Source organism: Paenibacillus sp. FSL A5-0031 (assembly GCF_001956295.1).
Lineage (GTDB): Bacteria > Bacillota > Bacilli > Paenibacillales > Paenibacillaceae > Pristimantibacillus.
Genome location: NZ_MRTD01000031.1, coordinates 38,300 through 64,736, shown reverse-complemented (window position 1 = coordinate 64,736; position 26,437 = coordinate 38,300). Strand labels below are relative to the sequence as shown.

Genomic DNA, 26,437 nt, shown 5'->3' with positions numbered 1-26,437 from the left:
TCCCGAAGGATTTGCGAGGCAGTTATTACTCGTTGTTCAGTTTTCAAAGAACAATTCATTCTTTCGTGTCAACCGCGTTGTTTCGTATCGGCGACTTTTATAATATATCACATTCGCCCAAGTTAATGCAAGCTTTTTTTTAAATTCTTTTTTCGAAGCTTGTTTACTTACTCTTGGGGCGAGAACTAATGTAGCACATAATTGAATATAGAGTCAACCTTTTCCTTAAACCTTTTTCAAATTTGCTAAACCACCACCCACTGGAGCCCAACGATTAAAGCTACTCCAGGTACACCTAATGTAAGCACAGTTCCTATCGTTATGGGGTTCAGCGGGATATACATCCCTGGAACAAGACCAGAATAGTTTAACAAGTACAGCAAACCCGCCGCCAGAACAAGATGAAGCGAGAAGCTGCGCAGCCATCCCCATGATAACCTGTTCTTAAGCAGTACGACTGCTAACAGGAGAGAAGAGCCAATAAAAATCGATAACCATATTGTCTTCATACTCTCACCCCTCTCCATGCTGGCCAGTTCTTGCTAGTACGCTTTGCCAATCGAAGCAGCATCTCATATCGCTTTTCTGCTGTGATCATACAATATATCGCGTAATCCACTTGATCCTTGCCGACTGCGTAATTAAAGAAACGATTCGCATTTTCCCATTCACGGTGTGCCTCAACAATTTCGGCTCGGATGTCATCCATCTGATTAATTCCTTTTTTCAATTCGAGCTGGCCCGCATTGCTCATATCTATCCCTCCCGCTTGTCCTCACTACATCATGTTCATTACTATATGTATAAGCTTGGACATTAGAATAGAACGGGATATTAAACGGAGCACCTTATCAAGACGACAAAAACGGCAGATCGAGTAATTCCTCGACCTGCCGTTTTCTATATTGCTTATGACTAGTTTATTTCTCTTCGACCTTCTAATGCTTTGGATAAAGTAACCTCATCCGCATATTCAAGATCACCGCCAACAGGCAAACCATGCGCGATACGCGTAACTCGAATACCAAATGGCTTGATCAGCCGGGATAGATACATTGCTGTGGCTTCGCCTTCAATATTCGGGTTAGTGGCCAGTATAAGCTCCTGAACGCGTTCGTCGCTCAGCCTTCTTAACAGCTCAGCTATACGGATTTCGTCTGGACCGATGCCCTCCATAGGCGAGATTGCGCCTTGAAGCACGTGATAATGGCCTTGGAAGTCCTTCATACGCTCAATCGCAACAAGATCCTTAGATTCTTGAACAACACATATAATGGAGTTATCACGAGATTTATCCTGACAGATTCTACATGGATCTGTATCGGTTATATTGCAGCAAACCGAGCAATAGAACAAATTGCGCTTAACGCTTACAAGCGCCTTCGCAAAATCAATGACGTCGTCTTCCTTCATTCGAAGAACATGAAACGCCAGACGGGCGGCCGTTTTGGGTCCAATACCCGGTAATCGCGTAAAAGCATCAATTAACTTCGCTATCGGTTCTGGGTAATACAAAACTGGGTACAGCTCCTTTCAAGCAAAAAACACCTTCGGTGTCCCCTGGACACGGAAGCAGCTTTGACGGAGAAATAAAAGATAAGTATACACGTAACATACTTTCCTTTATTTCAAACAGAAGCAATACTGCTTCTTAGAACAATCCTGGAATTTTCATTCCGCCTGTGAATTTACCCATATCCTTATTTGCTAGATCATCCACTTTAGTTAGCGCATCGTTAACAGCTGTAAGGACAAGGTCTTGCAGCATTTCAACATCTTCCGGATCTACAGCCTCAGGTTTAATCGTAATGCTAAGAAGTTTCTTATGGCCGTTCGCAGATACGGTAACTACTCCGCCGCCCGCTGTTCCTTCAACCGTCTTTGTTTCCAACTCTTCTTGAGCCTTCATCATTTGATCTTGCATCTTTTTCACTTGCTTCATCATTTGGTTCATATTGTTCATTACAATTCACCTCATCATTAGAATTTAATCTTTATCCTTCACTACTACTAAATCTTCACCAAAAAGTTTGACGGCTTCTTCCACCCATACCGGCCGACTTGCAGCTTGTGGTGAAGCAGAAGATTCGGGCTCAAGCTGAAGCGTCTCGCTCTTCTGCGTACTAGCGCCTTGTGCCGCTGCCGCCTGCCAGTCCTTCATCATAACCGTAACGATACGGAATGAACCGCCGAGCACATCATGCATGACTTTTTCAATAATCTCGCGATTGGCCGGCTTCTCGGTCGTTTCTCGGTGCATCGTATTCTTGAATGCGACGAGAATGGCATCGTCAGCAGAAGCAACCGGCTCACCGTCTTTCAGCCAAGCATGGACCGTAATCTTAGCGTCCTTCACACCCTGCAGGACATCGTTCCACTTCATCCTGAACTGATTGAATTCTGGACTGCCTGCTGTTGCCAGGTACGGATCAAGCTTGACTGAAGACCGTACTATGCCGCCTGAGCCGCCGAATGAACTGCGAACCGCATTAGTACGTGCTGCTTGCTTGCTGGCCGCGCTGTCAGCCGAAGAAGCGTTGTTCCCGCTACCTACTCCATTTTGGATCGCTTGCTCTAGTTTACGCTCCAATGCCTCAATCTGCTGACGCAATCGCCCTACTTCAGCTGATTGTCCGCCGCTTGATGCTGAAGCTGCTGTACTTGCAGAAGCCGCTCCGCCTGACGATTGCTCGTCATTTAACGTGCAAAGCTTCATAAGCGCTACTTCAAACAAGGTTTGAGGCTGTGAGGCATGCTTAAGCTCCACTTGATAACGGTTCAACGTATCAATCATAGCGAACAATCGCTCTGGAGTGAAGGCCTCGGCCATCATTTTGAAGCGTTCAGGATCAACGATCCTCTCTGTTACTGCACCGCCCTGCGGAGCAAGCTTCATAACAAGCAAATCACGGAAATAATAAATTAAGTTTTCCATGCATTTGTCCGCACTTTTGCCGGCTTGCATCAAGCTTTCCACGAGCGGCATAACAGCTGCTACATGACGATCCTTAACAGCCTCCGCCAGCTGGTAGAAATGATCAGCGGCCATGCCGCCTGTCACATCTACTGCCGCGTCGAGAGTAATGCGATCACCTGCAAAAGCAGAAACCTGCTCCAGCAAGCTAATCGCATCGCGCATTCCGCCTTCCGACAATCTTGCAATATAAGCAAGCGCATCTTCGTCGGCCTGTATGCTTTCTTCACGACAAATCTTAAGCAAGTGCTGCGTCTGCTCTTCAAGCGATACCTGCCTGAAATCAAACCGTTGACAACGGGAGATAATCGTAGCAGGCAGCTTATGCGGTTCGGTCGTCGCCAAGATAAAGATAACATGCCCCGGCGGCTCCTCCAATGTTTTGAGCAAGGCATTAAATGCCTCGGCCGTAAGCATATGTACTTCATCTATAATATAAACTTTGAACCGCACTTCTGAAGGTGCATATCGCACTTTATCACGAATATCACGAATTTCATCAATACCGCGATTAGATGCAGCATCAATCTCAATTACATCCATAATATGTCCCGCGGTAATTCCTATGCAAGCATCGCATTCATTACATGGCTCTTCAACCGGACCACGTTCACAGTTAACCGCTTTGGCTAATATTTTCGCAGCGCTCGTCTTCCCGGTTCCTCGCGGCCCATTAAAAAGATAAGCATGAGATACACGCTGCTCACGAATAGAATTTTGCAGCGTTTGAATAATATGCTGTTGTCCAACCATGTCCTGAAACGTCTGCGGACGCCAGGCACGGTATAAAGCGATATGTGACACGCAGACCTTTCCTTTCAAGTTGCCTTTTCATTTACAATAAGCAAAAGCACCTTCGGTCCTGTGGACGCTGAAATTGCTTTGCATTGCGAAATATAAGAGTAGTATTAGAAAATAATGTACTTTCTTATATTTCAAACAATTGCTACTCCCCTATTATACAACAACTATGTAGCAAGCAAAACTTTCTTTTGCTAAGACTTTACCCTATTAAAACAACATCTATAAACAAAAACACCTGCATTCGCTAATTCCGACAAAAACATCGAACAGCGATCACAGGTGCTACTTTTGCTATTAGCAAATCATATTAGAAAATTTTTAGTACCGTGCACCTACTCCTGATAAATACGACCCAGGCGACATCCTTGCACTACAGCTCGAGTCAGGCACTCCCCCGGCACATGAACTAATTTACTTATGGCTGCTTCCTTCCGGACCTGACCAAGTTCATAAACGTCCATTGCGGAGGACCCAACTGTCAACACTGCTCGCAAGTGCCAAGACCCTACATCAGTATAACCTCAAGTAGGAATTCAACCTCGCTACAGCGGATTGCGAGTTACAGGGCACCGCTACCTCCCCATCTAGCACGGCAAAAATAAGTATAGCCGATTCCGTCCTAAAGCGCAACTCGCGGTTGAAATTGGACGAATAACAAGGCTACCTTTTGGCTTCTACATGAACCTTATACCGAGGCATATTGTACTGCACAACCGACTGAGCCTTTGCTCGCAGCTCTTCGACTTGAACGTCGGACAGTGCTTTATTTGCTTTTACATTCACATGAAGATCGGTACCGTTAAAATAAATTTGCGTGTGCTCGATGCCGGAAATCGGCTTCAACACCTGCTCAATGAATTTTCCATCTGCATTATAATTAAGATACTGATAACGATTCGGTAAATTGGGATTGCTGTTGGAATAACCCATGTATCCATCATGACCGTAGGTTTTCAGCCTGTTTTCTTGCTTGCTTCTTCCATTTCCACATCCTGAGAGCGTCATGGCTAACAGAAATAAGCAAGCCAGTAAGGCTGCCATTTGGAATAAACCAAATCGTTTACTCAAACCGAATGTTTGTTTATTCAATCAAAAAACCTCCCTTCTATCCAATAGGATGGCTGAGGGAGGCTCTTGTATTCTGCCAAATAAAGGCGGAACGATTTGTAGGATTAAATACCGTATTTCTTCTTGAAACGATCGACGCGGCCGCCAGCATCCAGGAACTTTTGCTTACCCGTGTAGAATGGGTGGCATTGGGAACAAACCTCTACGCGAAGACTCGGTTTAACCGAACCAGTCTCGAAGGAATTTCCACAAGCGCAAGTTGCTGTAATGACGTGGTATGTCGGATGAATAGCTTGTTTCATCTCGTTCACCTCTTTCTGCCCTGAATCGCATGCGGACTCAGAGTTAAATCGCACATCTCGGATTATAGCATGAACTTATTTGCAGTTGCAATGAATAATCAGTGATTTGGTTAATATTAGCTGGATTTACTACTCAATAGGTACTTATCGACGTAATGCGGCTGGTGGAACATGTGTATAAGAGCCAATAACTACATCGGGCAGCTCTTCACGGAAAATTTCAAGCATTTGCTTCATCCCGTAAATCTCGCCTTGTGCCTTTGGAATAATCGCCAAGTAGCTTTCAGGATCGATATTCAGGTTGCGCATTTGAATGAGCTTGAGTCCAGTACGCTTAACGAATCCAATCATCGCTTCTATTTCTTCCTCACGGTCTGTGACCCCCGGGAAAATCAAATAGTTGATCGACGTATATACACCATTGTCAGAAGCATATTTCAATGACTTCTCAACATTTTTTAAGTTGTAGCCGCGAGGCTTATAGTAAGCATTATAGTGATCATCAAGTGCACTGATCGTACTTACGCGCATTAGATTAAGGCCTGCATCAACAATCGCTCGCATGAAATCAGTTAGTCCGGCGTTCGTATTAATGTTAATGTAGCCAAGCGAGTTTTGACTGCGCACACGCTTCATGGCCTCAACAATAATTTTCGCTTGTGTTGACGGTTCGCCTTCACAGCCTTGACCGAAGCTAATGATGGATTCCGGCTCGCGCAAGTGCTCCATCATAATTTCAACAATTTCATCGACAGTCGGCTTAAAATTCATCCGAGTTTGCGGAGCGACAAAACCGCTATCATCTGGTTGTTCCGAAATACATCCAAAGCAGCCTGCATTGCATGAGTAGGATACAGGAACTGCTCCTTCCCATCTTCCTAGAAACGTGTTGGAAGAGGTCAAGCACTCATAACCTAGAGCACAGTTCGACAGATGCTTATAAAGACGATTATCCGGATATTTAGCAAGAATGCGCTCTACTTGAATACCTAGTTCGCCACGGTCGCAATTAAGCGGATCCCATCTTTCAGGATCGTCACTTTGCTCAGCCGTTACATAAAAGTTACCGTCTTTCCATACGACAGCTGTATAACCAAACAATGGCAGCTTCTCGTTCTTGTCCGCTTTCACGTAGCCCGGCAAGCATAGACGAGTAAATCCTTGCGGAAGTAAGGCGCCGACTGCTTGAGCTCCGCCTTGCAATGCCTGCATCTCGCCCGTGCTCGGATTAAGACCTATGGGTCTAGTGAAAGGCAGGCTAACAAGAGTTGCTCCATTAGGAAGTGGAATTAATTCCTCCTCCATAATTTCGACAATCATATCGCCGCTTCTTCCCAAAGCTATAAAGTCGGGATGGTCAAATACATTTCCGTTTTTATCCGCATATACGAGATTCATGTTGTTCTCCCTCCTGCGGTCTTACGATCCGTGCGTAGTTCTAGGCGTAGGACGCCTGCTGGTCGCTGTAGTACTGCTCTTTATACCGGACCGCTCCGGCTTCGCTTCAACTGTTGTATCAAGAGACATGAGGAACTGTTCGTTGTTCTCACTATCTTTAAGTTTCTTCAAGAAATTATCTACATAATCAGGCGTATCCGTCATACCTCTGCGGATGGCCCAAACCTTCTCCAGCTCTTCCTTCGTAAGCAGCATTTCCTCACGTCTAGTTCCAGATCTGCGCAAATCTAGCGCAGGGAAAATACGACGCTCAGAAAGCTTACGATCTAGATGGAGCTCCATATTGCCCGTACCTTTAAATTCTTCATAAATGATGTCATCCATACGCGAGCCTGTTTCGATCAGCGCAGTCGCAAGTATAGTCAAGCTTCCGCCCTCTTCCACGTTTCGAGCCGAACCAAAAAACCGTTTTGGACGGTGGAACGCTGCTGGATCAATACCGCCGCTAAGCGTACGACCAGATGGAGGAATAACCAAGTTATACGCCCTAGCAAGACGGGTGATACTATCCATCAAGATGATAACGTCCTTCTTATGCTCAACAAGACGAAGCGCTCGCTCAAGTACAAGCTCAGCTACTTTGATATGGTTCTCGGGCAGCTCATCAAATGTGGAGGCGATAACTTCACCCTTAACAGAGCGCTGCATATCAGTAACTTCCTCTGGACGCTCATCAATAAGCAGAACGAACAATTTGATATCGGGACGATTTTCGGAAATGCTGTGGGCGATTTCTTTAAGAAGCAAGGTTTTACCTGTCTTCGGAGGAGCAACAATTAGACCGCGTTGGCCAAGTCCTACAGGAGCAAGCAAATCCATCATTCGAGTGGAAAGCTTCGACTGTGTCGTCTCAAGCACTAGCTTCTTTTCTGGATAAAGAGGAGTAAGCGCAGGAAAGTGCAATCGTTCGGAAGCCGTTTCCGGATTTTCGCCGTTAACAGCATTTACTTGCAATAGACCAAAATAACGCTCATTCTCTTTCGGCGGACGGCATTTACCTGAAACAAGATCGCCGCTTCTCAAATCAAATCTGCGAATTTGTGATGCTGAAATATAAATATCTTCCTTGCTCGGCAAATAGTTAATAGGCCGTAAAAATCCGAAGCCTTCTGACAAAATATCGAGGACGCCTTCCATGAACATAAGGCCGCTCTTCTCTGCTTGCGCTCGAAGAATTGCAAAAATTAATTCCTTCTTCTTAAGTGTTCCGTAATAGGGAACTTGAAATTGCTTCGCCAATTTATAAAGGTCGGTCAATTTCATCTCTTCTAGATCTGCGATCTGAAGGTCTGTCATGTTCTCACCACTTTATTTAATTTTCATTATGATTTTGTATATCTAGTAAAATCATAGGATTGATTATCCATCATTGCCGAATTAGACGCCGTCTATTCCACAGCGTCTGCATCGTCCTATTCCTTATGAAGTGGCTTCCGTTTCACGCCATACTTCCGCACCCAGGCGGCATAAGTTTTCTACTAGATTATCATAACCTCGGTCAATATATTCGACGCCCGAAATTTCAGTAACGCCTTCTTCAACAGTCAAAGCAGCGACAACAAGTGCAGCCCCTGCGCGTAAATCAGCAGCCTTAACTTTTGCAGCACTCAGCTTACCGCCTTCAATAACAGCTGAACGGCCCTCAACACGAATATCCGCTCCCATGCGAGTGAGCTCAGGAACATGCTTAAATCTAGTGCCATATACATAATCAGTTAAAATACTGACTCCATTCGCTTGTGTAAGCAAGGTTGTCATTGGAGATTGCAAGTCCGTAGGGAAACCAGGGTACACAAGTGCCTTTACATCAATGGACGAATAATTAGGTCCGCCAATAATTCGGATGGATTCATCCATCTCAATAACTTGAACACCCATCTCTTCAAGCTTAGCGCTCATCGCTTCCAAGTGCTTCGGAATAACATTATCAATAAGGACATCGCCGCGCGTTGCTGCAGCTGCAATCATATACGTACCGGCTTGAATTCGATCAGGAATAATGGAATGGCGGCAGCCATGCATCTGATCGACTCCTTCAATACGAATCGTCTCAGTCCCGGCACCTTTGATTTTTGCGCCCATGGCATTAAGGAGAGTAGCTACATCTATAATTTCAGGCTCTTTTGCCGCATTTTCAATAATCGTTATTCCTTTGGCCCGCGAGGCAGCTAGCATGATATTAATCGTTGCTCCAACACTTGAAACGTCAAGGTAAATCTTTGCGCCTCGTAATTGCTCAGCATGAATTCGAATAGATCCATGATCATTAGTTACCGTGGCACCAAGTGCTTCAAACCCTTTAATATGCTGATCGATTGGTCTAGGCTCAAAGTTGCAGCCCCCTGGCATTCCGATTGTCGCTTCACCAAATCTACCAAGCATTGCCCCCATCAAATAATAGGATGCGCGCAGCAATTTCACTTTGCCGTTTGGCATCGGTTTGGAGACAAGCGCGGAAGGATCAATGCGCATCATATCGCCGTCACGCTTTACGACAGCTCCAAGCTCCTGCAAAATTTCACTATATACAGCTACATCACTTATAATAGGCAAATTATCCAACACAACTTCTGATTCTGCTAAAATAGCAGCAGGTACAAGAGCCACCGCGCTGTTCTTGGCTCCGCTGATTTGAACGGTACCGCGAAGCGGCCGTCCACCGCGTATCATCAATTTCTCCATCTAATTATAGTTCCTCCCGTAGATTGGAAGAGAATAAAGGAAAAACCGCCAAAGCAAGCGAGTGTTAAACCCACTTGCCGTTATGAGGCGGTTTATTCCTTTGCTCCTGTTATTACACTTAGTTGTTACTTCCGAACAAACGGATTTTTGTTAGTAACAGCCAGCTTCTCAATTCGCACAGCTGTCAAGTATTGGCGTAGTTCCAATGAATCAGCGTTAGCTATTTGTTTTCTTGAAATTGTATTTGTAAAAGCAACATGTTTCTCTCAAAGGGATACTGAAACTGAAATTAAAATCATGATTAAAATCAAATCGATTGGAAGACTAGATTTTTTTTGGCCCCGGCACACGCCATTGCAGCAGTGAATGGAATGCCCATATATTTCAAGGCGCTTTCGCTGACCTTGCAAATAAACGGTGATTTTTCTTCCTTAGCAGCTTCAACAATCGTTTGTGTAATTACCCTGATGTCTGTGTTGAACTGGACTACTGTTTCTCGCTTGCTATAAGCGCCTGGCAAAATTCATTCATAGGAACTAACAAGATCGCTGTCTTCCTCGTAAATGTTATCTTTCTTCCTCCAGCTCGGTCCGACTTGTCATTCTGAGACATTATAACATAATGAGCCTTGGAATAGTAAAGCTTGTTTTGCTATTGCCAATAAATGAAAAAAACGACATCGCCTTCAAGTAAGAGACGATGCCGTTTATTTGCTAAATCAGGAGCCTATTGCAAAACGACTTGTGGAGTTGCCGCCTCGCAGCTGCATATTAACGGCAATTCGCATCTCATCGATGTCGAACGGTTTCGTAAAGTGCATTAATGCCCCGAGATCCGTCGCTTCTTTAATCATATCCAATTCACCATATGCGGTCATCATGATGACTTTAATGTTTCGGTCGATAGCTTTCACATGCTTTAAAATTTCCAGACCATCCATGCCGGGAATTTTCATATCCAACAGAACAAGATCAGGAGCATCGTTCTTGACGATTTCCAAAGCCAGCTTGCCATTAGACGCTTGGAACGTATTATAGCCCTCGCTGCTGAAAACTTCCATAAGCAATACGCGAATACCGTTCTGATCATCAACGATCAACACTTTCTTCTTATCCAACTCCAAATCCCCCCGCAAATGAGTTTACCCAGAAAATGGCCAACTCTTCCATAATCGTTAATATATTCGCTAAAGTGGGTATATAATCCTTCTCGTTAAGAGAAAAACTTATCTGTTGTTGTTAAAGAATCTGCCATCGATCAAAAATGCAATATATTACTCAGAATGGTTAAGCGCTGCTTGTACAAATCCGCGGAACAAAGGCTGCGGACGGTTCGGTCTAGACTTGAATTCCGGGTGGAATTGAACAGCCAAGAACCAAGGATGATCAGCCATTTCCACAACCTCAACAAGACGGCCGTCTGGGGAAGTTCCAGAAATAGTAAGACCAACAGATTCAATCGCTTCACGGTACTCATTGTTAAATTCATAACGGTGACGGTGACGCTCATAAACGAGCTCGTCGCCATATTCACGCTCAGCAAGCGTACCTGGCTTAAGTTTACAAGGGTAGAGACCAAGACGCATCGTGCCACCCATATCTTCAACATCCTTCTGATCCGGCAGCAAATCAATAACCGGATATGGAGTGGATGAATTAATTTCAGAGCTATTCGCACCAGCTAGTCCCGCCACATTGCGAGCATATTCAATGACAGCTACCTGCATGCCAAGGCAAATACCGAAAAACGGAATTTTGTTTTCACGTGCGTATTTTATCGCTGTAATCTTGCCTTCAATACCGCGATCGCCAAAGCCGCCTGGTACAAGAATACCGTTAACGCCTCTAAGCTGTTGCTCGACATTCTCTTCCGTAAGCTCATCTGCATGCAGCCAACGAATTTTCACTTCTGAATCGGAAGCAATACCCGCATGCTCAAGCGACTCTACAATACTGAGGTACGCATCGTGCAATGAGACATACTTACCAACAATTGCAATTTCCGTTTTCTTATGAAGCGACTTCACACGCTGAACAAGGCTTTCCCATTCGCGCATATCCGGTTGTTCTGTCTTAAGCTTCAGATGATTAACAACGATCTCGTCGAGGCCTTCCTCACGAAGCATCAATGGCACTTCATACAAAGTGGACGCATCGCGGCATTCCACGACTGCATTCGCATCGATATCGCAGAACAAGCCAATTTTACGTTTCAAATCTTCAGCAAGCGGATGCTCTGTACGGCATACGATTACGTTCGGTTGAATACCGATGCTGCGCAATTCCTTAACACTATGCTGCGTCGGTTTTGTTTTCACTTCACCTGCCGCTTTGATGTAAGGAATAAGCGTTACGTGGATGTACATTACATTGTCGCGCCCGATATCACTTTTGATTTGACGAATAGCTTCAAGGAAAGGCAAGCTTTCGATATCACCAACCGTACCGCCGATTTCTGTAATAACAACATCAGAACCCGCTTCTTTGCCCGCACGGAATACACGGTCTTTAATTTCGTTCGTAATATGTGGGATTACCTGAACAGTTCCACCCAAGTAGTCGCCGCGGCGCTCTTTGGTAATTACGTTGGAATAGATTTTGCCGGACGTCACATTGTTGTTCTTCGACAAGTTAATGTCGATAAACCGTTCATAGTGACCAAGATCCAAATCTGTTTCTGCACCATCATCGGTAACGAATACTTCTCCGTGCTGATATGGACTCATCGTTCCTGGGTCGACGTTGATGTATGGATCAAACTTCTGAATCGTTACTTTGAGGCCCCTGTTCTTCAGCAATCGGCCAAGCGAGGCTGCTGTTATCCCTTTGCCCAAGGACGACACTACGCCGCCGGTTACAAAAATATATTTGGTCACTGTGATGATACCCTCCAAGCCCTATGGTTAATGTTTAGGTTTGCCCATTTACTCGATAAACATGGATGCGGATACACTCCGCCTATCCATCCAATTTGTGGGAATGCATCCTACAGACCCATCCCTCACAAACAAAAAAAGTGACACCCGTAGCAACGGGGCACTTTTCCTTTTTTGGCATATATAAAAATACAAGCAAGCATCAGCAATGCGTTATGCTCCACTTCTATTTCACCGCGAAACTTGACCTTCTCGTCAAAAGACGAAATCGAGTCGTTTGCGCTTGTATGCGTTATTTGTTAACCGAATCTTAAGCCCATGAGATAGTTTACTCTGCGCTCGTAGCAACTGTCAAGCGAAACTGACTGGATATTCCTCACGCCAGTTCAAACGACTAAGCCATCTGTATAGAGCAGAGCTCGTACCGCAGAAAAGTATAAGAAGGAGGATAAGCTGGGTGCTTAGACCGCCTTATACTTTCAGCAAACATTTACTTGTCAGACTCGTCGTCGTCTTCAAATTCCTCATCATCCGACTCATCATCATCCGCATCGAGTTCACCGTCGACTTCTTCCTCGTCCAGTTCCTCGTCGTCGATTCCAACTTCCTCATCGACTTCAGCTTCCTCTTCTGCCTCTTCAAAGTCCTCGCGGTCCTCGTCGAATACATCGTAGTCTTCTTCAGCCTCTGCGTAAGTATCCTCTTCTTCGTCCGCAAATACATCATCATCTTCGAGATCATCATCATCGTTAATGATACGCGTACGCTTCGCATTACCTACAGGATCTTCAGAACGCTCAACTGGATACCAGCGTTTCAGTCCCCACATGTTGCTGCCAACGCAAGCGAAACGTCCATCAATGTTGATTTCTGTATACACTTGGGCGATGAACTGGTTGATTCCGTCTGCGGAAAGACCGCGTATTTTAGCGATCTCCATCATTAGATCGCGATAGTAGTAAGGCGTATTAGCCGCTTTCAGCACTTCAAAGGCCAAATCGACCATAGGCATTTCCTTCATACGTTCAGGATCCAGCTTTAACGTGAAATTGCTGCTGCTCATATGGACACATCCTCTCTTGCCATTCAATTTATGTACTCGTTCTTACCTATAAAATGCAAGGATCGTGTACGTTATTCTCTTATACACCGCTCACATTTAATCGCAAAACGATCGGTAACTGCCAGAGGCTCGCACCCGTCGTTTACGCTAGTCACAGTATAGTAAAACCTATTTCCTGCAAAAAAGCAAGCGGACCACGCTGCTGCAGTATAGCTTGGACTTCTATGCAAAAAGCGAAAGGATAGTCCTTCCGCTTTGACTGTATCCATCCGGCCATGACACGAGGCAACGCACCTTGGTCGTAAGAGTCCCTGAGAACTCTTTGTTCATCGTATGTCCCCAGTCGATTTTTGACACGGTTTTCAGCCTAATTATGTGAAAAAAGGCAAGTTGCTCATGCGTTATAGAGCGCTCGTTCATACAATAGTTCAGCATGGTCCGTCGGGAGGGGAAGCCAAGTTTGGACACCGTCGCTTTTATCCGTATGTTGCAGGATACGATGGCTCGCACGGACACAACGACTGTAAAGCGTATCATTCGCTTTCAGCGTGCGAGCGACTACCGATACTTCCTACAGCAATTGCCTAAAGTCACTTCATCATCTTTACCGCAAAAAAGCATTAGACAAATGCCCAGTATTCTTGGAATAGCCTGCACATTGCCAGCCGAGGAATCATTAGAGCGATTCGCCGGGCGTGTTTGGATTGAGAAAGATTGTAAAATCAGCGTGCATGCTTCTCCACAAAAGTCGATTATTGTAGATAAGGGCATCCCCTGGGGTGTAAACCAGATTAAAGCCCCGCTGGCTTGGAGCACGACAACCGGTCACCGGGTCAAAGTCGGCGTCATCGATACAGGAGCTGATTTCAGCCATCCAGATCTTCGCCAATCACTCTCTAGGGGCATCAATCTTCTCAATCGCAGCATGCTCCCTCATGATGATAACGGTCATGGTACACATATTGCAGGTACCATCGCCGCAGCAAATCAATTACAGGGCATGATTGGCGTAGCCCCGCGGGCGTTAATCTCGCCTGTCAAAGCTTTTGACCATAATGGGAGCGCCTTCGTATCCGACATTATTCTCGGTATTGAATGGTGTATCCGCAATCGCATGAACGTCATCAACATGAGCTTCGGTATGAAGACAAAAAGCAAAGCGCTGCTTGGAGCTGTCATTAATGCTCACAATGCAGGCGTCATTATCGTTGCTTCCTCCGGCAATGACGGGAAGCGCCGTTCCGTTGATTATCCGGCACGCTACCCTCAAACGATTGCTGTTGGCGCTACGAATAAACTCCGCCGCGTTGCACCTTTCAGCAATCGAGGCTCCTATATTGACGTTTACGCGCCTGGCGACAAAATCGTATCCGCATGGCTGCGCGGCAAATACAATGAAATGAGTGGAACCTCCATGGCCACCTCGCATGTCAGCGGAGCAATCGCGCTTCTGCTCGCACATAAGCCGGGACTTACGCCTACCGAGATCAAGACAATTATTAAACGATCCGTTCAGCCCCTTAGAGGCAGTAAAGCCCGCCGAACGATCGGCGAGCTTGACGTGATGCGTATGATGCAAACCGTGGATAAAGTATGAGTCCACGGTTTGTTTTTATGAAACAAAGCTTACATGCGTTCTGGAGCAGAAACGCCGACCAAACGAAGCACGTTCGCAATAGCGATACGTACGGCTCCAAGCAAGGCTAAGCGTGCTTGCGATTGCTCAGCATCTTCTGTAATGACGCGCTCCGCTCTATAATAGCTGTGGAACTGGGAAGCCAGCTCGTATACATAACGAATAAGACGATGAGGCGCATATTGTACTGCAGCCTCAGAGATCTCCTGCGGCAGCTCGCCAACTTTACGAAGAAGATCGAACTCGCCCTCGGCAGTCAGCTTGCTGAAATCGATAGTGTCCGTGGATTTAAGAACGATGCCTTGTTCCTCCGCTTGTCTGAAAATACTGCAAATCCGAGCATGCGCATACTGAACATAGAACACAGGGTTCTCATTTGAAGTAGAGATCGCCAAATCCATATCGAAATCAAGATGCGAATCCATACTCCGCATGGAGAAGAAGTAACGAATTGCATCGATGCCTACCTCATCCATCAGATCCTGCATAGTAACCGCTTTGCCCGTACGCTTCGACATTTTCATTTTCTCGCCGTTCTGGAACAAGCTGACCATCTGTGCAATTAACACGGTTAGTTTCTTCGGATCGTTGCCTAGTGCCTCCATCGCTGCTTTCACACGCGGAATGTAGCCATGGTGATCGGCACCCCAAATGTTGATCATCTGATCGAAGCCGCGTCCGTATTTATCCATATGATATGCGATATCCGGCGTCAAATAGGTATATGAGCCGTCATTTTTCACGAGCACGCGGTTTTTGTCGTCGCCAAAAGTCATGGTAGACAGCCATGTCGCTCCTTCTTCTTCATAGACATGCCCTGTCGCCTTCAGCGTTGCAAGACCTTGCTCCACTTGTCCGCTCTCGTATAATGCCGTTTCACTGTACCAAACGTCAAAACCAACGCGGAATCTTCCGAGATCGCGTTTAATTTTATCTAGCTCCCGCTCAAGGCCAAACTGGCGGAAAAACGTAAAACGTTCTTGATCCGGCAATTCCAGCAGCTTATCGCCTTCTTGCTCGACAAGAAGTTTAGCAAAACCAATGATGTCCTCGCCATAATAACCATCCTCCGGCATTTCCGCCGCTTGACCAAGCGCTTGACGGTAACGAGCTTCGATGGATACAGCTAGGTTCTCCACCTGCTTGCCCGCATCATTAATATAATATTCGCGCGTAACATCATATCCCGCATAATCAAGTACATTGCACAATGCATCGCCAACTGCGGCACCGCGAGCATGTCCAAGATGCAGGCTGCCCGTAGGATTCGCGCTCACGAATTCGACCTGTACACTTTTGCCGGAACCATCCGAAGTACGTCCATAGTTTTCTCCCGCTTCAAGCGCTGCAGCCACAACCGGATAGAGATAGCTGTTATCCATACGGAAGTTAATAAAGCCCGGGCCTGCAATTTCCGCTGCTTGAATAGAAGCTTGCTTCGTATCCAAATGCGCAATAATTGCCTCAGCGATTTGACGAGGATTTTTCTTCGCCAGCTTCGTCAGCTGCATCGCTGCATTTGTCGCCAAATCACCGTGCGATTTATCCTTAGGAACTTCAAGCACAAACGCCGGAAGCTCTTCCCGCGCTGCCAAACCAGCCGCTACCGCTGCATCAGCGATCGCTGCTTTGACTTGTTCATACATCTTCTCTAATACATTTGCATTCATTAATTTTGTTCCTCCTGTATATGGAGCCGGATATGAAACCGACCCGACATTTGATCACCAACGTACAATTCATATTCCCATTCAAGTGTAAAAGGCAGCTGATCGGGCAATGTGTCCATCGCTTTCATTACACCATCTTCACCCGGCGCATGAAGCCGCAGCTGCAGCGTTTCTGCTTCAAGCGATAAAGATGTCATTTGTGATTGATAGCTGCCAGCTCTCCTATGTCCAGGAACAAAAAGCTGCTCCGATTCTATAGCGCCGCGCCGCACAACTGACATTTCTTCCGGCCGGAATCGAATAAGCGTCCGTATTTCACCAGCTTCTGTATCGCCTTCCACTGCCGGCTCGATGTAGCGGATAAATATGGATTTCTCCTTGCGGAACCAATCCCCTTTGTAAGCATGAGTATGCGAGCTTCCATCCTGCACACTCTCCAATGTAATTAGCACTTTCCTGCTGTCTGCCATCATCTTGCTCCTGTTATCAGTCTAATCTTATGTAACTACTATATACAGGTAGGCTCCGAATTTCAACGCTAGAGCCCGGTTAACTTGTTGCAAACGGTACGATTTCACGCCATGCCTCCACACGATCCTCGAGCGTTCGCATACGCGGAGTTGGAATTGGACTGGAGGAAGGCAGCTTGAGTAACGTGATGCTTCGAAAGCTTTCATGCCCTTTATAAAATTTCTGAAAGGTATCGTATGCCTTGCTTCCGTTAAATGCAAAGCAGCGCAGCTCTGGATATTTGGCTACAAGCTCCGGCAGCTTCTGCGGTACGATTCCACGTATGTTCACATCCAAGCTGCCTTCGCGCTCGCATGATTCGATAACATCCCATAGCGCTAAGCGATGCTCCTTTAAAAATGCGAGACGGTTGTCATACACAGGGTCCGGGTCTGACTCATTAAATAAACGATATATAATTTTCCACATAAAATTTTGCGGGTGTCCATAAAATTGCTTATGCTCAAGCGATTTTACGCTTGGTGCTGTCCCAAGAATCAGCACGCGTGATCGCTCATCGATAACAGGCGGAAACGAATAAATGCGCATGTCGTATAGCCCCCTAATCTATATTTGAAAAGCAGCAATAACGTCTTATTATAAGCCCATTCTAGCCTTGATCATACGATCGCATTCTCCGTTTGTATTAGAAAAAGACGCTTTCCGCTAAGATTACGCGGAAAACGTCTTTTTATCAATGCGTATCGATTATTTGGCCGGAATCTTTATGCTTTGACCCGGATAGATTCTATTCGGGTTCTTTAGCTTATTGTAGCTGGCTAATTTCTGCCACGTCGTTCCGTGCTCCAAAGCTATCGCATAAAGAGTGTCCCCTGCTTTAACCGTATACACCGACACTTGAGGAGTCGTTGGAACAGAAGTTGTTGGCTTCTCAGGTTTAGCTGGCTCTGTCGGCTTCGTCGGTGTTGTTGGTGTAGTTGGTGTTGTCGGCTTTGTTGGCTCTACCGGCAACACTACTGACTTCGCACTTAGATTAAGCTTGAACTCTGCATAACCATCAGCTGTATCTCCTGTGTAGGAAGTCAGTTTATTCGCTTCTGCTGCACTCTTTGCTTCCGGTGATGTCTTAATTGTCACATTCACTTTGTCATTAATTGCCGCTAGCGACCAGTTGCCGTCCGCTGCCGGATCAATCGTCTTGAAGGAGCGAATGTAGTCAATGACAACCTGGCGGTTCTCATCCGGGGAAGCAAGGATAATACGTTTGCCGTCCGGGTTAGCGAATTTGCTGGAAGATGCGCGATAGTTGTTCGTTGCAACAACAAATTTCTGATCCGCCTTAATAGGTTTTCCTTCAAACTGCAAATTAACGATCCGCTTTGCGCTTCCGTCTTTGAGCGCGCCGCCAGCTTCATACTTCGTCGGCTGAGCAACATCGATCTGATAAGTCACACCGTCAATGACATCGAAGTTGTACGTTGGAAAATCATAATTGATCAGCTCTTGCTTCTCTGTGCTCGCTGCATCGATCTGCTTGAATTGACCAGCCGACCACTCGAGCCATTCTTTAATCTCCGCCCCTGTGACGAGTACTGCATTCACAGTATTCGAGTACAAATACAAATCGGCAACATTCTTGATGGCAATATCGCCCGCCTGAATATTTGTATAATAGTTCGGACCTTGGCGGCCGCCAGCCTTAAACGGCGCTCCTGCCGAAAGAACAGGAAGCCCTTCATATTCCGTTCCCTGCAGCTGCTTCTCTACATACCATTTTTGTGCATTCGTAACGATCTGAATGGATGGATCATCTTGAACAAGAGCAAACCAGCTGTTGATTGACGCTGTCGTCTTGCCGACAGGCCCTCGCACATACGCCAGCGTATGCTCATGATCCTCTTTCACCGCATCGACAACAGCTTTGTCAGCTTCTACAAGAGGTACCTTATTTACCGAGTCAAAGATAGGCTTAACCGTGCTTTTCGAATCGACAACGGCCCATTTCCCATCCTTGTTCTCCAGTGTTAGATCAATAATGCCAAGATTATTTCCCCAGAAGCCCGGTTCAACCGAAGGCACTCCGTTAATCGTTCCTTTGGCGAGATCGACACCCGTTTTTCCTTCAAACGATATGTCAGGAAATACTTTATGCGCATGTCCGAACAAAATCGCATTAATGCCAGCAACTTTGCTTAAATAGAGCACCGAATTTTCCATGAGCTCTGATTGCGGAATATCTTCAAAGCCCGAGTGCGGAATCGCAACAATGATATCCGCTCCCTTCGCTTTCATTTCCGGTACAAACTTTTCTGCCGTTTTGACAACATCCTTTACGATTACCTTGCCTTCTAGATGAGCTTTGTCCCATGTTGTAATTTGCGGAGGCACAAATCCAATCACGCCCACCTTCAGTTTATGCTTCGCACCCTTGCTGTCTGTTACCTCTTTATCAATAATGAGATAAGGCTTAAACAAATTAACATCATTCGTCTCATCCTTGTCTCCATCTACTTTATAAATGTTTGCATTTACATAAGGAAAGTCTGCGCCTGCGAGCGAGGTGTCCAGAAACGATAAGCCATAATTGAATTCATGATTGCCTAAGTTGCCTGCATCGTAGTTAAGCAAATTCATAGCTTTATACACCGGATGCGTCTCGCCCTGCTTCAGCTTATCAACCGTAGCGACATAATCACCTAGGGGATTTCCTTGAATCAAATCGCCATTATCAAATAATAGACTGTTCGGAGCTTCCTCCCGCGCTTTCTTGATGAGCGTAGCCGTCTTCGCGAACCCATATTCATCAGTAGGCTTGTCCGCAAAATAGTCATAGTTCATCATGTTCACGTGCAGGTCCGACGTTTCCATAATTCGCAGCTGCACTGTATTGCCTGCACCCGCATCAGCCATAGCCGTGAACGGCATAGCCCCTAGACTAACGGTAATAGCAGCAGCTAAAGCACCCTTCCACACCGATTTGTTAACCAACAAAAACGCCTCCTTCATTCTCTTTCTATTAATAAGATGCTCTGCTGCAAGCACAAGATGAAATAATGTTTTCCTACAATATATTAATTTAAATATTCTGAATTGTCATTTATTTATTTTGTTAATCTAAATTGCCCTTTTACAATAAAAAAAAGGCTTCACACCACGCGGATAAATGACCGCTGGCAGTGAAGCCTTCACTCTATTTAATGACTATTTCAAAAAGCCTAGAAGCATCTCGCGAATAACCTTCGCCGCAACAATTTGCGTTTGCTCCGTCGGATCATAAGCTGGCGCAACCTCAACGAGATCGAAGCCCACAATGTTCACGCCGGAACGCGCAATGGCATGAACGGATTCAATAAGCTCCTTCGACGTAATGCCGCCCGCTTCCGCTGTACCTGTACCTGGTGCTGCAGAAGGATCAAGCACATCGATGTCGATCGTTAAATAAACCGGACGTCCTTCGAGCTCAGGAAGCACCTTCTTAAGCGGCTCCAAGACTTCGAACGGATGGAAGTTGATGTTCTCGCGTGCATATTGCCACTCTTCGCGCGATCCTGAACGAATACCGAACTGGTAAATGTTCTGTCCGCCCATAAGACCAGCTGCTTTGCGCAGCGGCGTAGAGTGTGACAACGGCTCGCCTTCATACGATTCGCGCAAATCAGCGTGAGCGTCGAAGTGAATGATCGCAAGATCAGGGTACTTTTTGTACACCTCTTGGAAGATCGGCCAAGAAACAAGATGTTCACCGCCGAGACCAACAGGAATTTTACCGTCGTCTAGCACACCACGAACGAATTCGCCGATGATTTCCAGACTGCGCGCTGCGTTTCCGAAAGGAAGCAGCAAATCACCAGCATCGAAATATTCAATATCCTCGAGGCTGCGATCTAGGTAAGGGCTGTATTCTTCAAGTCCAATCGACACTTCGCGAATGCGAGGAGGGCCGAAACGGGAGCCTGGACGGAAGCTAACCGTGAAATCCATCGGCATGCCGTAGATAACCGCTTTGGAAGCTTCGTAGTTGTCAGAACTCAAAATGAAGACATTGCCTGAATATTTTTGATCCAATTTCATGAGGTATGTCCCTCTCTTTCCTGAAGCGTAGCCGCTTGTTACTTCACAAGATCTTCAACAAATTTCGGAAGCACGAATGCTGCCTTGTGAAGACGAGGCGTGTAATATTTTGTATCAATTTCTGGAATTGCTGTCTCATCAACAGCAAGCGGATCGTGTTTTTTGCTGCCCATTGTGAACGTCCACAGACCGCTTGGGTAAGTAGGAATGTTCGCACCATATACACGAACGATCGGGAATACTTCCTTCACGTCTTTGTTTACGCTTTGGATCAGGTCCGCTTTAAACCATGGGTTGTCCGTTTGAGCAACGAAGATTCCGTCTTCTTTCAATGCTTCGTAGATGCCTTGGTAGAAGCCCTTCGTAAATAGGTTTGCCGCAGGGCCAACCGGTTCAGTGGAATCAACCATAATAACGTCATAAGTGTTTTTATGATCATGAATATGCATAAAGCCGTCGTTTACAAGCACTTCAACACGCGGGTTGTCGAGCTCGCCAGCGATGGATGGCAAGTATTTTTTGGAGTACTCGATTACTTTACCGTCGATGTCGACAAGCACTGCCTTCTTCACCTTCGGATGTTTCATTACTTCACGAATAACGCCGCCGTCTCCGCCGCCAACAACAAGCACGTACTCCGGATTCGGATGCGTGAAAAGTACAGGATGCGCAACCATTTCGTGGTAAACGAACTCATCCTTAACCGTGGTCATAACCATACCGTCGAGAACAAGCATCGTTCCAAACTCTTCCGTTTCGATCATATCAAGCTGTTGAAAATCTGTTTGTTCATTAACGTAAGTCTTAGTGATCTTCGCCGTTATGCCGAAGCTATCTGTTTGTTTTTCCGTATACCACAATTCCATGGTGTTAAATCCCTTCTTTCCTTCAATCGTTCAACCTGTATTATAGTAAAATTATTAAATCACTACAAGTACTCTAGACAATCCGTGCATTAACGTTTTTCAAAGATTTTATTAAGTATAATATCCTGATTTTCCGTACGATATGTAGATGCTGTTTCACAATAAAGGCTGTCCCACATAACATGGGACAGCCTTTATTCATATTGAGAAAGGCATACCTGTTCTTTTGTATAATTTCCTTCTCAACCATTTGCCGGCTTCACGCAGCCTGTCGTCTCACGAATGATCAGCTCTACCGGCAAAGCCTTGCACCTCTCCTGAACAGGGTTGCCATCAATCTGATCGAGCAGCATGCGGATCGCTTCCTGCCCTTTCTCCAAAATATTTTGAGAGACGGTCGTTAGCGCAGGCGAAGTAAAGCTAGAGATGGACAAATTGTCAAAGCCGATTACCGAATAGTCCTCCGGCACCTTTTTGCCTAGTTCTCGCAGCCGTTTAAGCAAACCCATCGCACTTACATCCGAAAACGAGAAGATCGCCGTCACGTCCGCAAGCTTGATGAGCTGGTCCGCAGCCCGATAACCACCATCAAGCGATGTCGGGAGCCTGATCATTAAGGTTTGATCGTATGGAATACCCGCTTCTGCCAGCGCATCCTTATAGCCTAACCATCGCTCATGCAAAACACCGTAATATGTGATGCGCTCAAGCGGAATATCTCCAATTAAAAGCGCAATTCGTCGATGTCCTTGGTCGATTAAATAACGAATCGCGCGATAGCTTCCTTTTCTGTCCTCTAAATTAACTTGATATAGATCCTCCCGCTTCAAGTAGCTATCAATAAAGACGGCAGGCATGCCTAAGTTTACAATTCGATCAACTGCCTGCGAGCCCTCATTCGTCCCCATCACGATTAACCCGTCCAATCGACGCTCCTTGGCGAATGTGAATGTTTCTGTGCTCTCATCAATACCTGATAAAATAATATGAAATTGGCGATCACGCGCCCCTTCTTCTACACCTGTAAGCAGGTCCCAATAAAAAGGGTTGTCCTGCAGCCTCCCAGGCTGCATCATCGGTACGACGAGTCCAACAAGATGCGTACGACGAGTCTTTAGATTTCTTGCAGGCAGATTTGGCGTGTAGCCAAGCTCGATAATTACCCGCTCGATATTTTCTTTCGTTGTGCCCGATACCCTCCCCTTGCCGTTAATAACGTTAGATACCGTCGCAATCGATACACCAGCCACCTTGGCAACGTCTACGATGCTTACTTCATTTTTCATCCTCTTATCGCTCTCTTTCGTCTCAAAGCCCATCCGGCTCCTTGAGTTAAACGTTTTATCATAGTATAGCTTATTTGTGGAGGCACTAAAATTTGTACTCCGAAAATATAAAAAAAGAAGCAAACCGGCTCAAGCGAGCCAGCCTGCTTCCCCTATATTGCATACTACCAGCCGCTGTTGCCTGCACCTCTAGTTATTACAAATTGATTATTCGGATTCGATAGGCCTCCCGATGCAGCCCCTGTGACCGTTACATTGCTAAACGTCCCTGATCCAGTAACGGAATCGAACAATATCCCATAGGTGCCGGCACCGCTGATATTCACTTGATTAAAGCTTACGCTTGTTATCGATTGATTGTAGCTGAATTTCACAGCTTCATAGGTGCTGTCATTAATTTGAACATTATCGACAACGATTGGAGCCGAAATGCTCTGGTTTTCTGCATAGATCCATAAACCGCCGAAGCTCGTATTCCAGTTGCGTTCCCAGCCGCCTGTACGGTTCAGCGTATTTCGTTTCACTTCAGTCGTGCCGCTAAATGCCACCGCATTGAACCTCGTGCTGACCACGATACCCGCAGAAGCCGTCACCGTGTCTGCACCGATGTTATCCCATATCTTGTTGTCTTTGCCGCCGTAAAGGGCGTAAGTATTTGCAAGAACAGGAACCTGGGCGATATTATAGCGGAACATGCTGTTCTCATTCGGTGAGCCGTCCGACCACATCGCGAAGGCGTCGTCTCCTGTATTGCGTACACTGAAATGGCTGATCGTTGTATTTTTAACACCGCCGTGAAGGTTCACTCCATCCGCCCATGTGTTGCGAATTTTACCTCCGACTACATACAAACCGTCCGTTCCAGACTGCAGCCAGAAGCCCACCTTCGTATGCTCGATCCATACATTTTGAATAAGCGAGCCTGTTCCAAAGTTTCCTTCGAAAGCAGCGTGGTCCGCACCATCGTTCCGATACTGCGAATCTCCCGTAATCGCAAGATCGGTAATCGTTACATTTCCGCCTACGCCATAAAAGCCACCTTTCCCGTTAGTGCCTTGCAAATTAGAGTACCACATGCCAGCGCCTCGAATATGAATACCGTTTACATTCACTCGGTCATTCATTCGGAAGGTGCCTGATGGAATCCACACGCCTGCTTTGCCTGTCGATTTCGCATTAGCGATAGCGTCGCGAATAGCCTGCGTATCATCACCTGCATCGCCCGCAACAGCTCCGAAGGAGGTAATGCTCACGAAATTAGCAGGCATTGTGTAGGCGGCATCCACTTGTTCCAAGTTAATAAGATCAATCGTATAGTAAGAAGCTGTATCGCCAGAATCCTTCTGCAGCTTTACCGTAGCCCCAGCAGGAATGTTTCCGACAAGGAAGCGGCTCTCATCATAGAAGCGATGTCCTTCGCCGTTCGCGGCATTATCGTTGTACGGATAAGCGCCATACGTCCATGCATAACGTGACGACAGGCTAAGTGTCTGTGTTTTAGCTCCGTTCACATAAAGGCTAAGTGTTCCATTCGTACCCCCGCCCCCTGCTGAATCAGGCATACTATATCTGACAACAACAGAGTTAGCAGCTTGTGGCGCTGTCCACTGCACATAGTGTCCCGTGGATGTCAGCTTCACAGCGCGTCTTCCCGACGACTCTGATTCAACAGTCAAGTAAGTACGGTTTGCTGTAAGCACCTGAGCGTTCGTCGTGCCGCTCTCTGCTTCCAATTCTTGATAAGGTACGGTTGCTCCCCGCGCCGCCAAGCCGATTCCACCTGCTGCAGAAATGTAATCGATCGCTATTCCGCCGCTATTTCCGCTGTCATATTGATACGTAATTGTATTTAAACCTTTGCGGAGGCTCAGCGTCTCGCTTTGACTGCCCCAAGTGGTTGCTCCTCCAGTTGCTGAGAGCGTTGTTGTTTTAACAAAAACACCATTCACGTAAATATTTATCGTCTTGCTCGTCCCTGTTCCATTAGCGTAGCGAAGCTCAACGGCCGAGTTCCCTTCCGCAGTCCGGTTAACGGTGAAAATTGCTCTCGCACCGACGCTTGTAAAGTTCTGCAAATAGGTCGATGCTTTGGTTACTCCACCTGAGAAAAATTGATCCTCCGCTTGATACACAAATCCCGTGCCCGGCGTTGGTGTTGGTGTTACAGTAGGCGTAGGCGTTGGTGTCACGGTTGGTGTTGGTGTTGGAGCTGTTGTAGGGGTTGGTGTCGGCGTTGTTGTAAGAGCACCTACAACGAGGTTATCCAAATTGATATTTCCAGAATCCGTCGTATCAAATTGAAGCCGAACGGCATTACTGCCTGCATTCAGAGTAACGACTTCCAGCTTGGTGCCCCATGTGTCCCAATTCGATGTCGCTGGAAGCGTAACCTGACGAAGCTTTGTTCCATTCAGATAAAGGCTTAATGTTTTATCGCTGCCTGTTCCATTTGCATATCGGAACGTCAGCTCACGGCTTCCGGCTGCGGCTGGCGTAACAGCAAATTGTACCGCTGCGCTTCCTTTGTTGCCATCCGTGAATCCACCGACAAATCCGGTTCCCGTATAGCCCGTATGATCATTAGCTATAGTTGCTCCTCCCGTAAGAGTCGCCGCTTCTGCTTCAAGGGTGTTTGGCGCAGCTGGCGCTGCTTCAACATCAATTTTGTCTAAGTTTACGTTTCCTGTGTCTGTCGTGTCGAATTTGTAGCGGATCGTATTGCTGCCTGCTGCGAGTGTCAATGCTTCCGTGCTGGTCGTCCAGCTGTCCCAATTCGCAGTTGCATTCAGCGTCGTTTGCTTAATTTTGACGCCATTTACGTATAGGCTCAACGTCTTCGCACTGCCATTTCCATTCGCGTACCGCACGGTTACGTTATGAACCCCAGCTGCTGCCGCGCTTACCGTAAACTGAGCAGCTGCATTTCCCTTATTGCCGTCTGTAAAACCGCCAACGAAGCCAGACCCGGAATAGCCCGTATGATCATTCGCATATACGGCTCCCCCAGAGAGTGAAGCCGACTCCGCCTCGTAAGAAGCTGCATAGCTGGTTTGTGCCTGTGCGAAGAATGTGAGCACCATACTCATAATAATGAGTACGGATAGACGTTTCTTAAGATTAATCGTCATTAATCATCACGATCCTTTTCATATAATAGAAGCTCATTTACCTGCGTTGATTTGAATAAGTGCAATTACAATGTAAACGCATT

23 protein-coding genes and 1 other RNA gene are annotated in these 26,437 nt (G+C 46.3%); 1 reads left to right on the top strand and 23 read right to left on the bottom strand.

Annotated features, from left to right (window positions below; translation table 11 throughout):
• Positions 1–245 precede the first annotated feature (245 nt).
• The 15 genes from BK120_RS32440 to rpoE form a co-directional block, all read right to left on the bottom strand.
• Positions 246–509 carry a pro-sigmaK processing inhibitor BofA family protein gene (locus tag BK120_RS32440; RefSeq protein WP_076271600.1) on the bottom strand — a complete coding sequence of 88 codons (264 nt, stop codon included), beginning with the start codon at positions 507–509 and terminating at the stop codon, positions 246–248.
• Positions 506–754, bottom strand: a complete 249-nt coding sequence (locus tag BK120_RS32435) for a DUF2508 family protein (RefSeq protein WP_076271599.1) — start codon at positions 752–754, stop codon at positions 506–508. Before BK120_RS32435 ends, BK120_RS32440 begins: the two co-directional genes overlap by 4 nt.
• A gap of 161 nt (positions 755–915) precedes the next feature.
• The gene (recR, locus tag BK120_RS32430) at positions 916–1,515 is read right to left on the bottom strand and encodes a recombination mediator RecR (RefSeq protein ID WP_076271598.1); all 600 of its coding nucleotides are present in this window, start codon (positions 1,513–1,515) and stop codon (positions 916–918) included.
• A 136-nt stretch (positions 1,516–1,651) separates the two neighbouring features.
• A complete protein-coding gene (locus BK120_RS32425) occupies positions 1,652–1,963 on the bottom strand; it encodes a YbaB/EbfC family nucleoid-associated protein (protein WP_054025909.1) in 312 nt (103 codons plus the stop codon).
• 24 nt (positions 1,964–1,987) lie between these two features.
• Complete coding sequence (dnaX, locus tag BK120_RS32420) at positions 1,988–3,778, bottom strand: DNA polymerase III subunit gamma/tau (protein WP_076271597.1); 1,791 nt, start codon at positions 3,776–3,778, stop codon at positions 1,988–1,990.
• A gap of 324 nt (positions 3,779–4,102) precedes the next feature.
• Positions 4,103–4,371: signal recognition particle sRNA large type (gene ffs, locus BK120_RS32415), an RNA gene on the bottom strand.
• 67 nt (positions 4,372–4,438) lie between these two features.
• The gene (locus BK120_RS32410) at positions 4,439–4,867 is read right to left on the bottom strand and encodes a hypothetical protein (protein WP_076271596.1); all 429 of its coding nucleotides are present in this window, start codon (positions 4,865–4,867) and stop codon (positions 4,439–4,441) included.
• Positions 4,868–4,950: 83 nt separating this feature from the next.
• Entirely contained in the window at positions 4,951–5,148 is a 198-nt protein-coding gene (rpmE, locus tag BK120_RS32405) for a 50S ribosomal protein L31 (RefSeq protein ID WP_076271595.1), read from the bottom strand.
• Positions 5,149–5,292: 144 nt separating this feature from the next.
• Complete coding sequence (locus BK120_RS32400) at positions 5,293–6,546, bottom strand: radical SAM family protein (RefSeq protein ID WP_076271594.1); 1,254 nt, start codon at positions 6,544–6,546, stop codon at positions 5,293–5,295.
• Positions 6,547–6,567: 21 nt separating this feature from the next.
• Entirely contained in the window at positions 6,568–7,902 is a 1,335-nt protein-coding gene (gene rho / locus BK120_RS32395) for a transcription termination factor Rho (RefSeq protein ID WP_076271593.1), read from the bottom strand.
• A gap of 123 nt (positions 7,903–8,025) precedes the next feature.
• The gene (locus BK120_RS32390) at positions 8,026–9,288 is read right to left on the bottom strand and encodes a UDP-N-acetylglucosamine 1-carboxyvinyltransferase (RefSeq protein WP_076271592.1); all 1,263 of its coding nucleotides are present in this window, start codon (positions 9,286–9,288) and stop codon (positions 8,026–8,028) included.
• A gap of 307 nt (positions 9,289–9,595) precedes the next feature.
• Positions 9,596–9,808: a class II fructose-bisphosphate aldolase gene (locus BK120_RS32385; protein WP_076271591.1), complete on the bottom strand. Its 213-nt coding sequence runs from the start codon at positions 9,806–9,808 to the stop codon at positions 9,596–9,598.
• A gap of 198 nt (positions 9,809–10,006) precedes the next feature.
• Positions 10,007–10,405 carry a response regulator gene (locus tag BK120_RS32380; protein WP_076271590.1) on the bottom strand — a complete coding sequence of 133 codons (399 nt, stop codon included), beginning with the start codon at positions 10,403–10,405 and terminating at the stop codon, positions 10,007–10,009.
• Between the two features lie 156 nt (positions 10,406–10,561).
• Positions 10,562–12,163, bottom strand: coding sequence for a CTP synthase (locus BK120_RS32375; RefSeq protein WP_076271589.1), 1,602 nt, complete (start codon positions 12,161–12,163; stop codon positions 10,562–10,564).
• A 490-nt stretch (positions 12,164–12,653) separates the two neighbouring features.
• Positions 12,654–13,226: a DNA-directed RNA polymerase subunit delta gene (gene rpoE, locus BK120_RS32370; protein ID WP_076271588.1), complete on the bottom strand. Its 573-nt coding sequence runs from the start codon at positions 13,224–13,226 to the stop codon at positions 12,654–12,656.
• Positions 13,227–13,686: 460 nt separating this feature from the next.
• Between rpoE and BK120_RS32365 the strand changes: the two genes are divergently transcribed.
• On the top strand, positions 13,687–14,823 hold the full coding sequence (locus BK120_RS32365) for a S8 family peptidase (protein ID WP_076271587.1): 1,137 nt from the start codon (positions 13,687–13,689) through the stop codon (positions 14,821–14,823).
• Between the two features lie 29 nt (positions 14,824–14,852).
• Here the strand turns inward: BK120_RS32365 and argS are convergent, their stop codons facing one another.
• The 8 genes from argS to BK120_RS32325 all read right to left on the bottom strand — a co-directional run bounded on the left by argS (position 14,853) and on the right by BK120_RS32325 (position 26,354).
• The gene (gene argS / locus BK120_RS32360; RefSeq protein WP_076271586.1) at positions 14,853–16,532 is read right to left on the bottom strand and encodes an arginine--tRNA ligase; all 1,680 of its coding nucleotides are present in this window, start codon (positions 16,530–16,532) and stop codon (positions 14,853–14,855) included.
• Entirely contained in the window at positions 16,532–17,002 is a 471-nt protein-coding gene (locus BK120_RS32355) for a YwiB family protein (RefSeq protein ID WP_076271585.1), read from the bottom strand. Before BK120_RS32355 ends, argS begins: the two co-directional genes overlap by 1 nt.
• Before the next feature lie 79 nt (positions 17,003–17,081).
• Entirely contained in the window at positions 17,082–17,591 is a 510-nt protein-coding gene (locus tag BK120_RS32350) for a DNA-deoxyinosine glycosylase (protein ID WP_076271584.1), read from the bottom strand.
• A gap of 159 nt (positions 17,592–17,750) precedes the next feature.
• Complete coding sequence (locus BK120_RS32345; RefSeq protein ID WP_076271606.1) at positions 17,751–20,009, bottom strand: bifunctional 2',3'-cyclic-nucleotide 2'-phosphodiesterase/3'-nucleotidase; 2,259 nt, start codon at positions 20,007–20,009, stop codon at positions 17,751–17,753.
• 195 nt (positions 20,010–20,204) lie between these two features.
• Positions 20,205–21,074 (bottom strand): agmatinase, encoded by an 870-nt coding sequence (gene speB, locus BK120_RS32340; RefSeq protein WP_076271583.1) that lies wholly within the window; start codon positions 21,072–21,074, stop codon positions 20,205–20,207.
• Between the two features lie 38 nt (positions 21,075–21,112).
• The gene (gene speE, locus BK120_RS32335) at positions 21,113–21,940 is read right to left on the bottom strand and encodes a polyamine aminopropyltransferase (RefSeq protein WP_054025894.1); all 828 of its coding nucleotides are present in this window, start codon (positions 21,938–21,940) and stop codon (positions 21,113–21,115) included.
• Positions 21,941–22,182: 242 nt separating this feature from the next.
• Positions 22,183–23,226, bottom strand: a complete 1,044-nt coding sequence (locus BK120_RS32330; RefSeq protein ID WP_076271605.1) for a LacI family DNA-binding transcriptional regulator — start codon at positions 23,224–23,226, stop codon at positions 22,183–22,185.
• Positions 23,227–23,390: 164 nt separating this feature from the next.
• A complete protein-coding gene (locus BK120_RS32325) occupies positions 23,391–26,354 on the bottom strand; it encodes a carbohydrate-binding protein (RefSeq protein ID WP_083682705.1) in 2,964 nt (987 codons plus the stop codon).
• Positions 26,355–26,437: the final 83 nt, after the last annotated feature.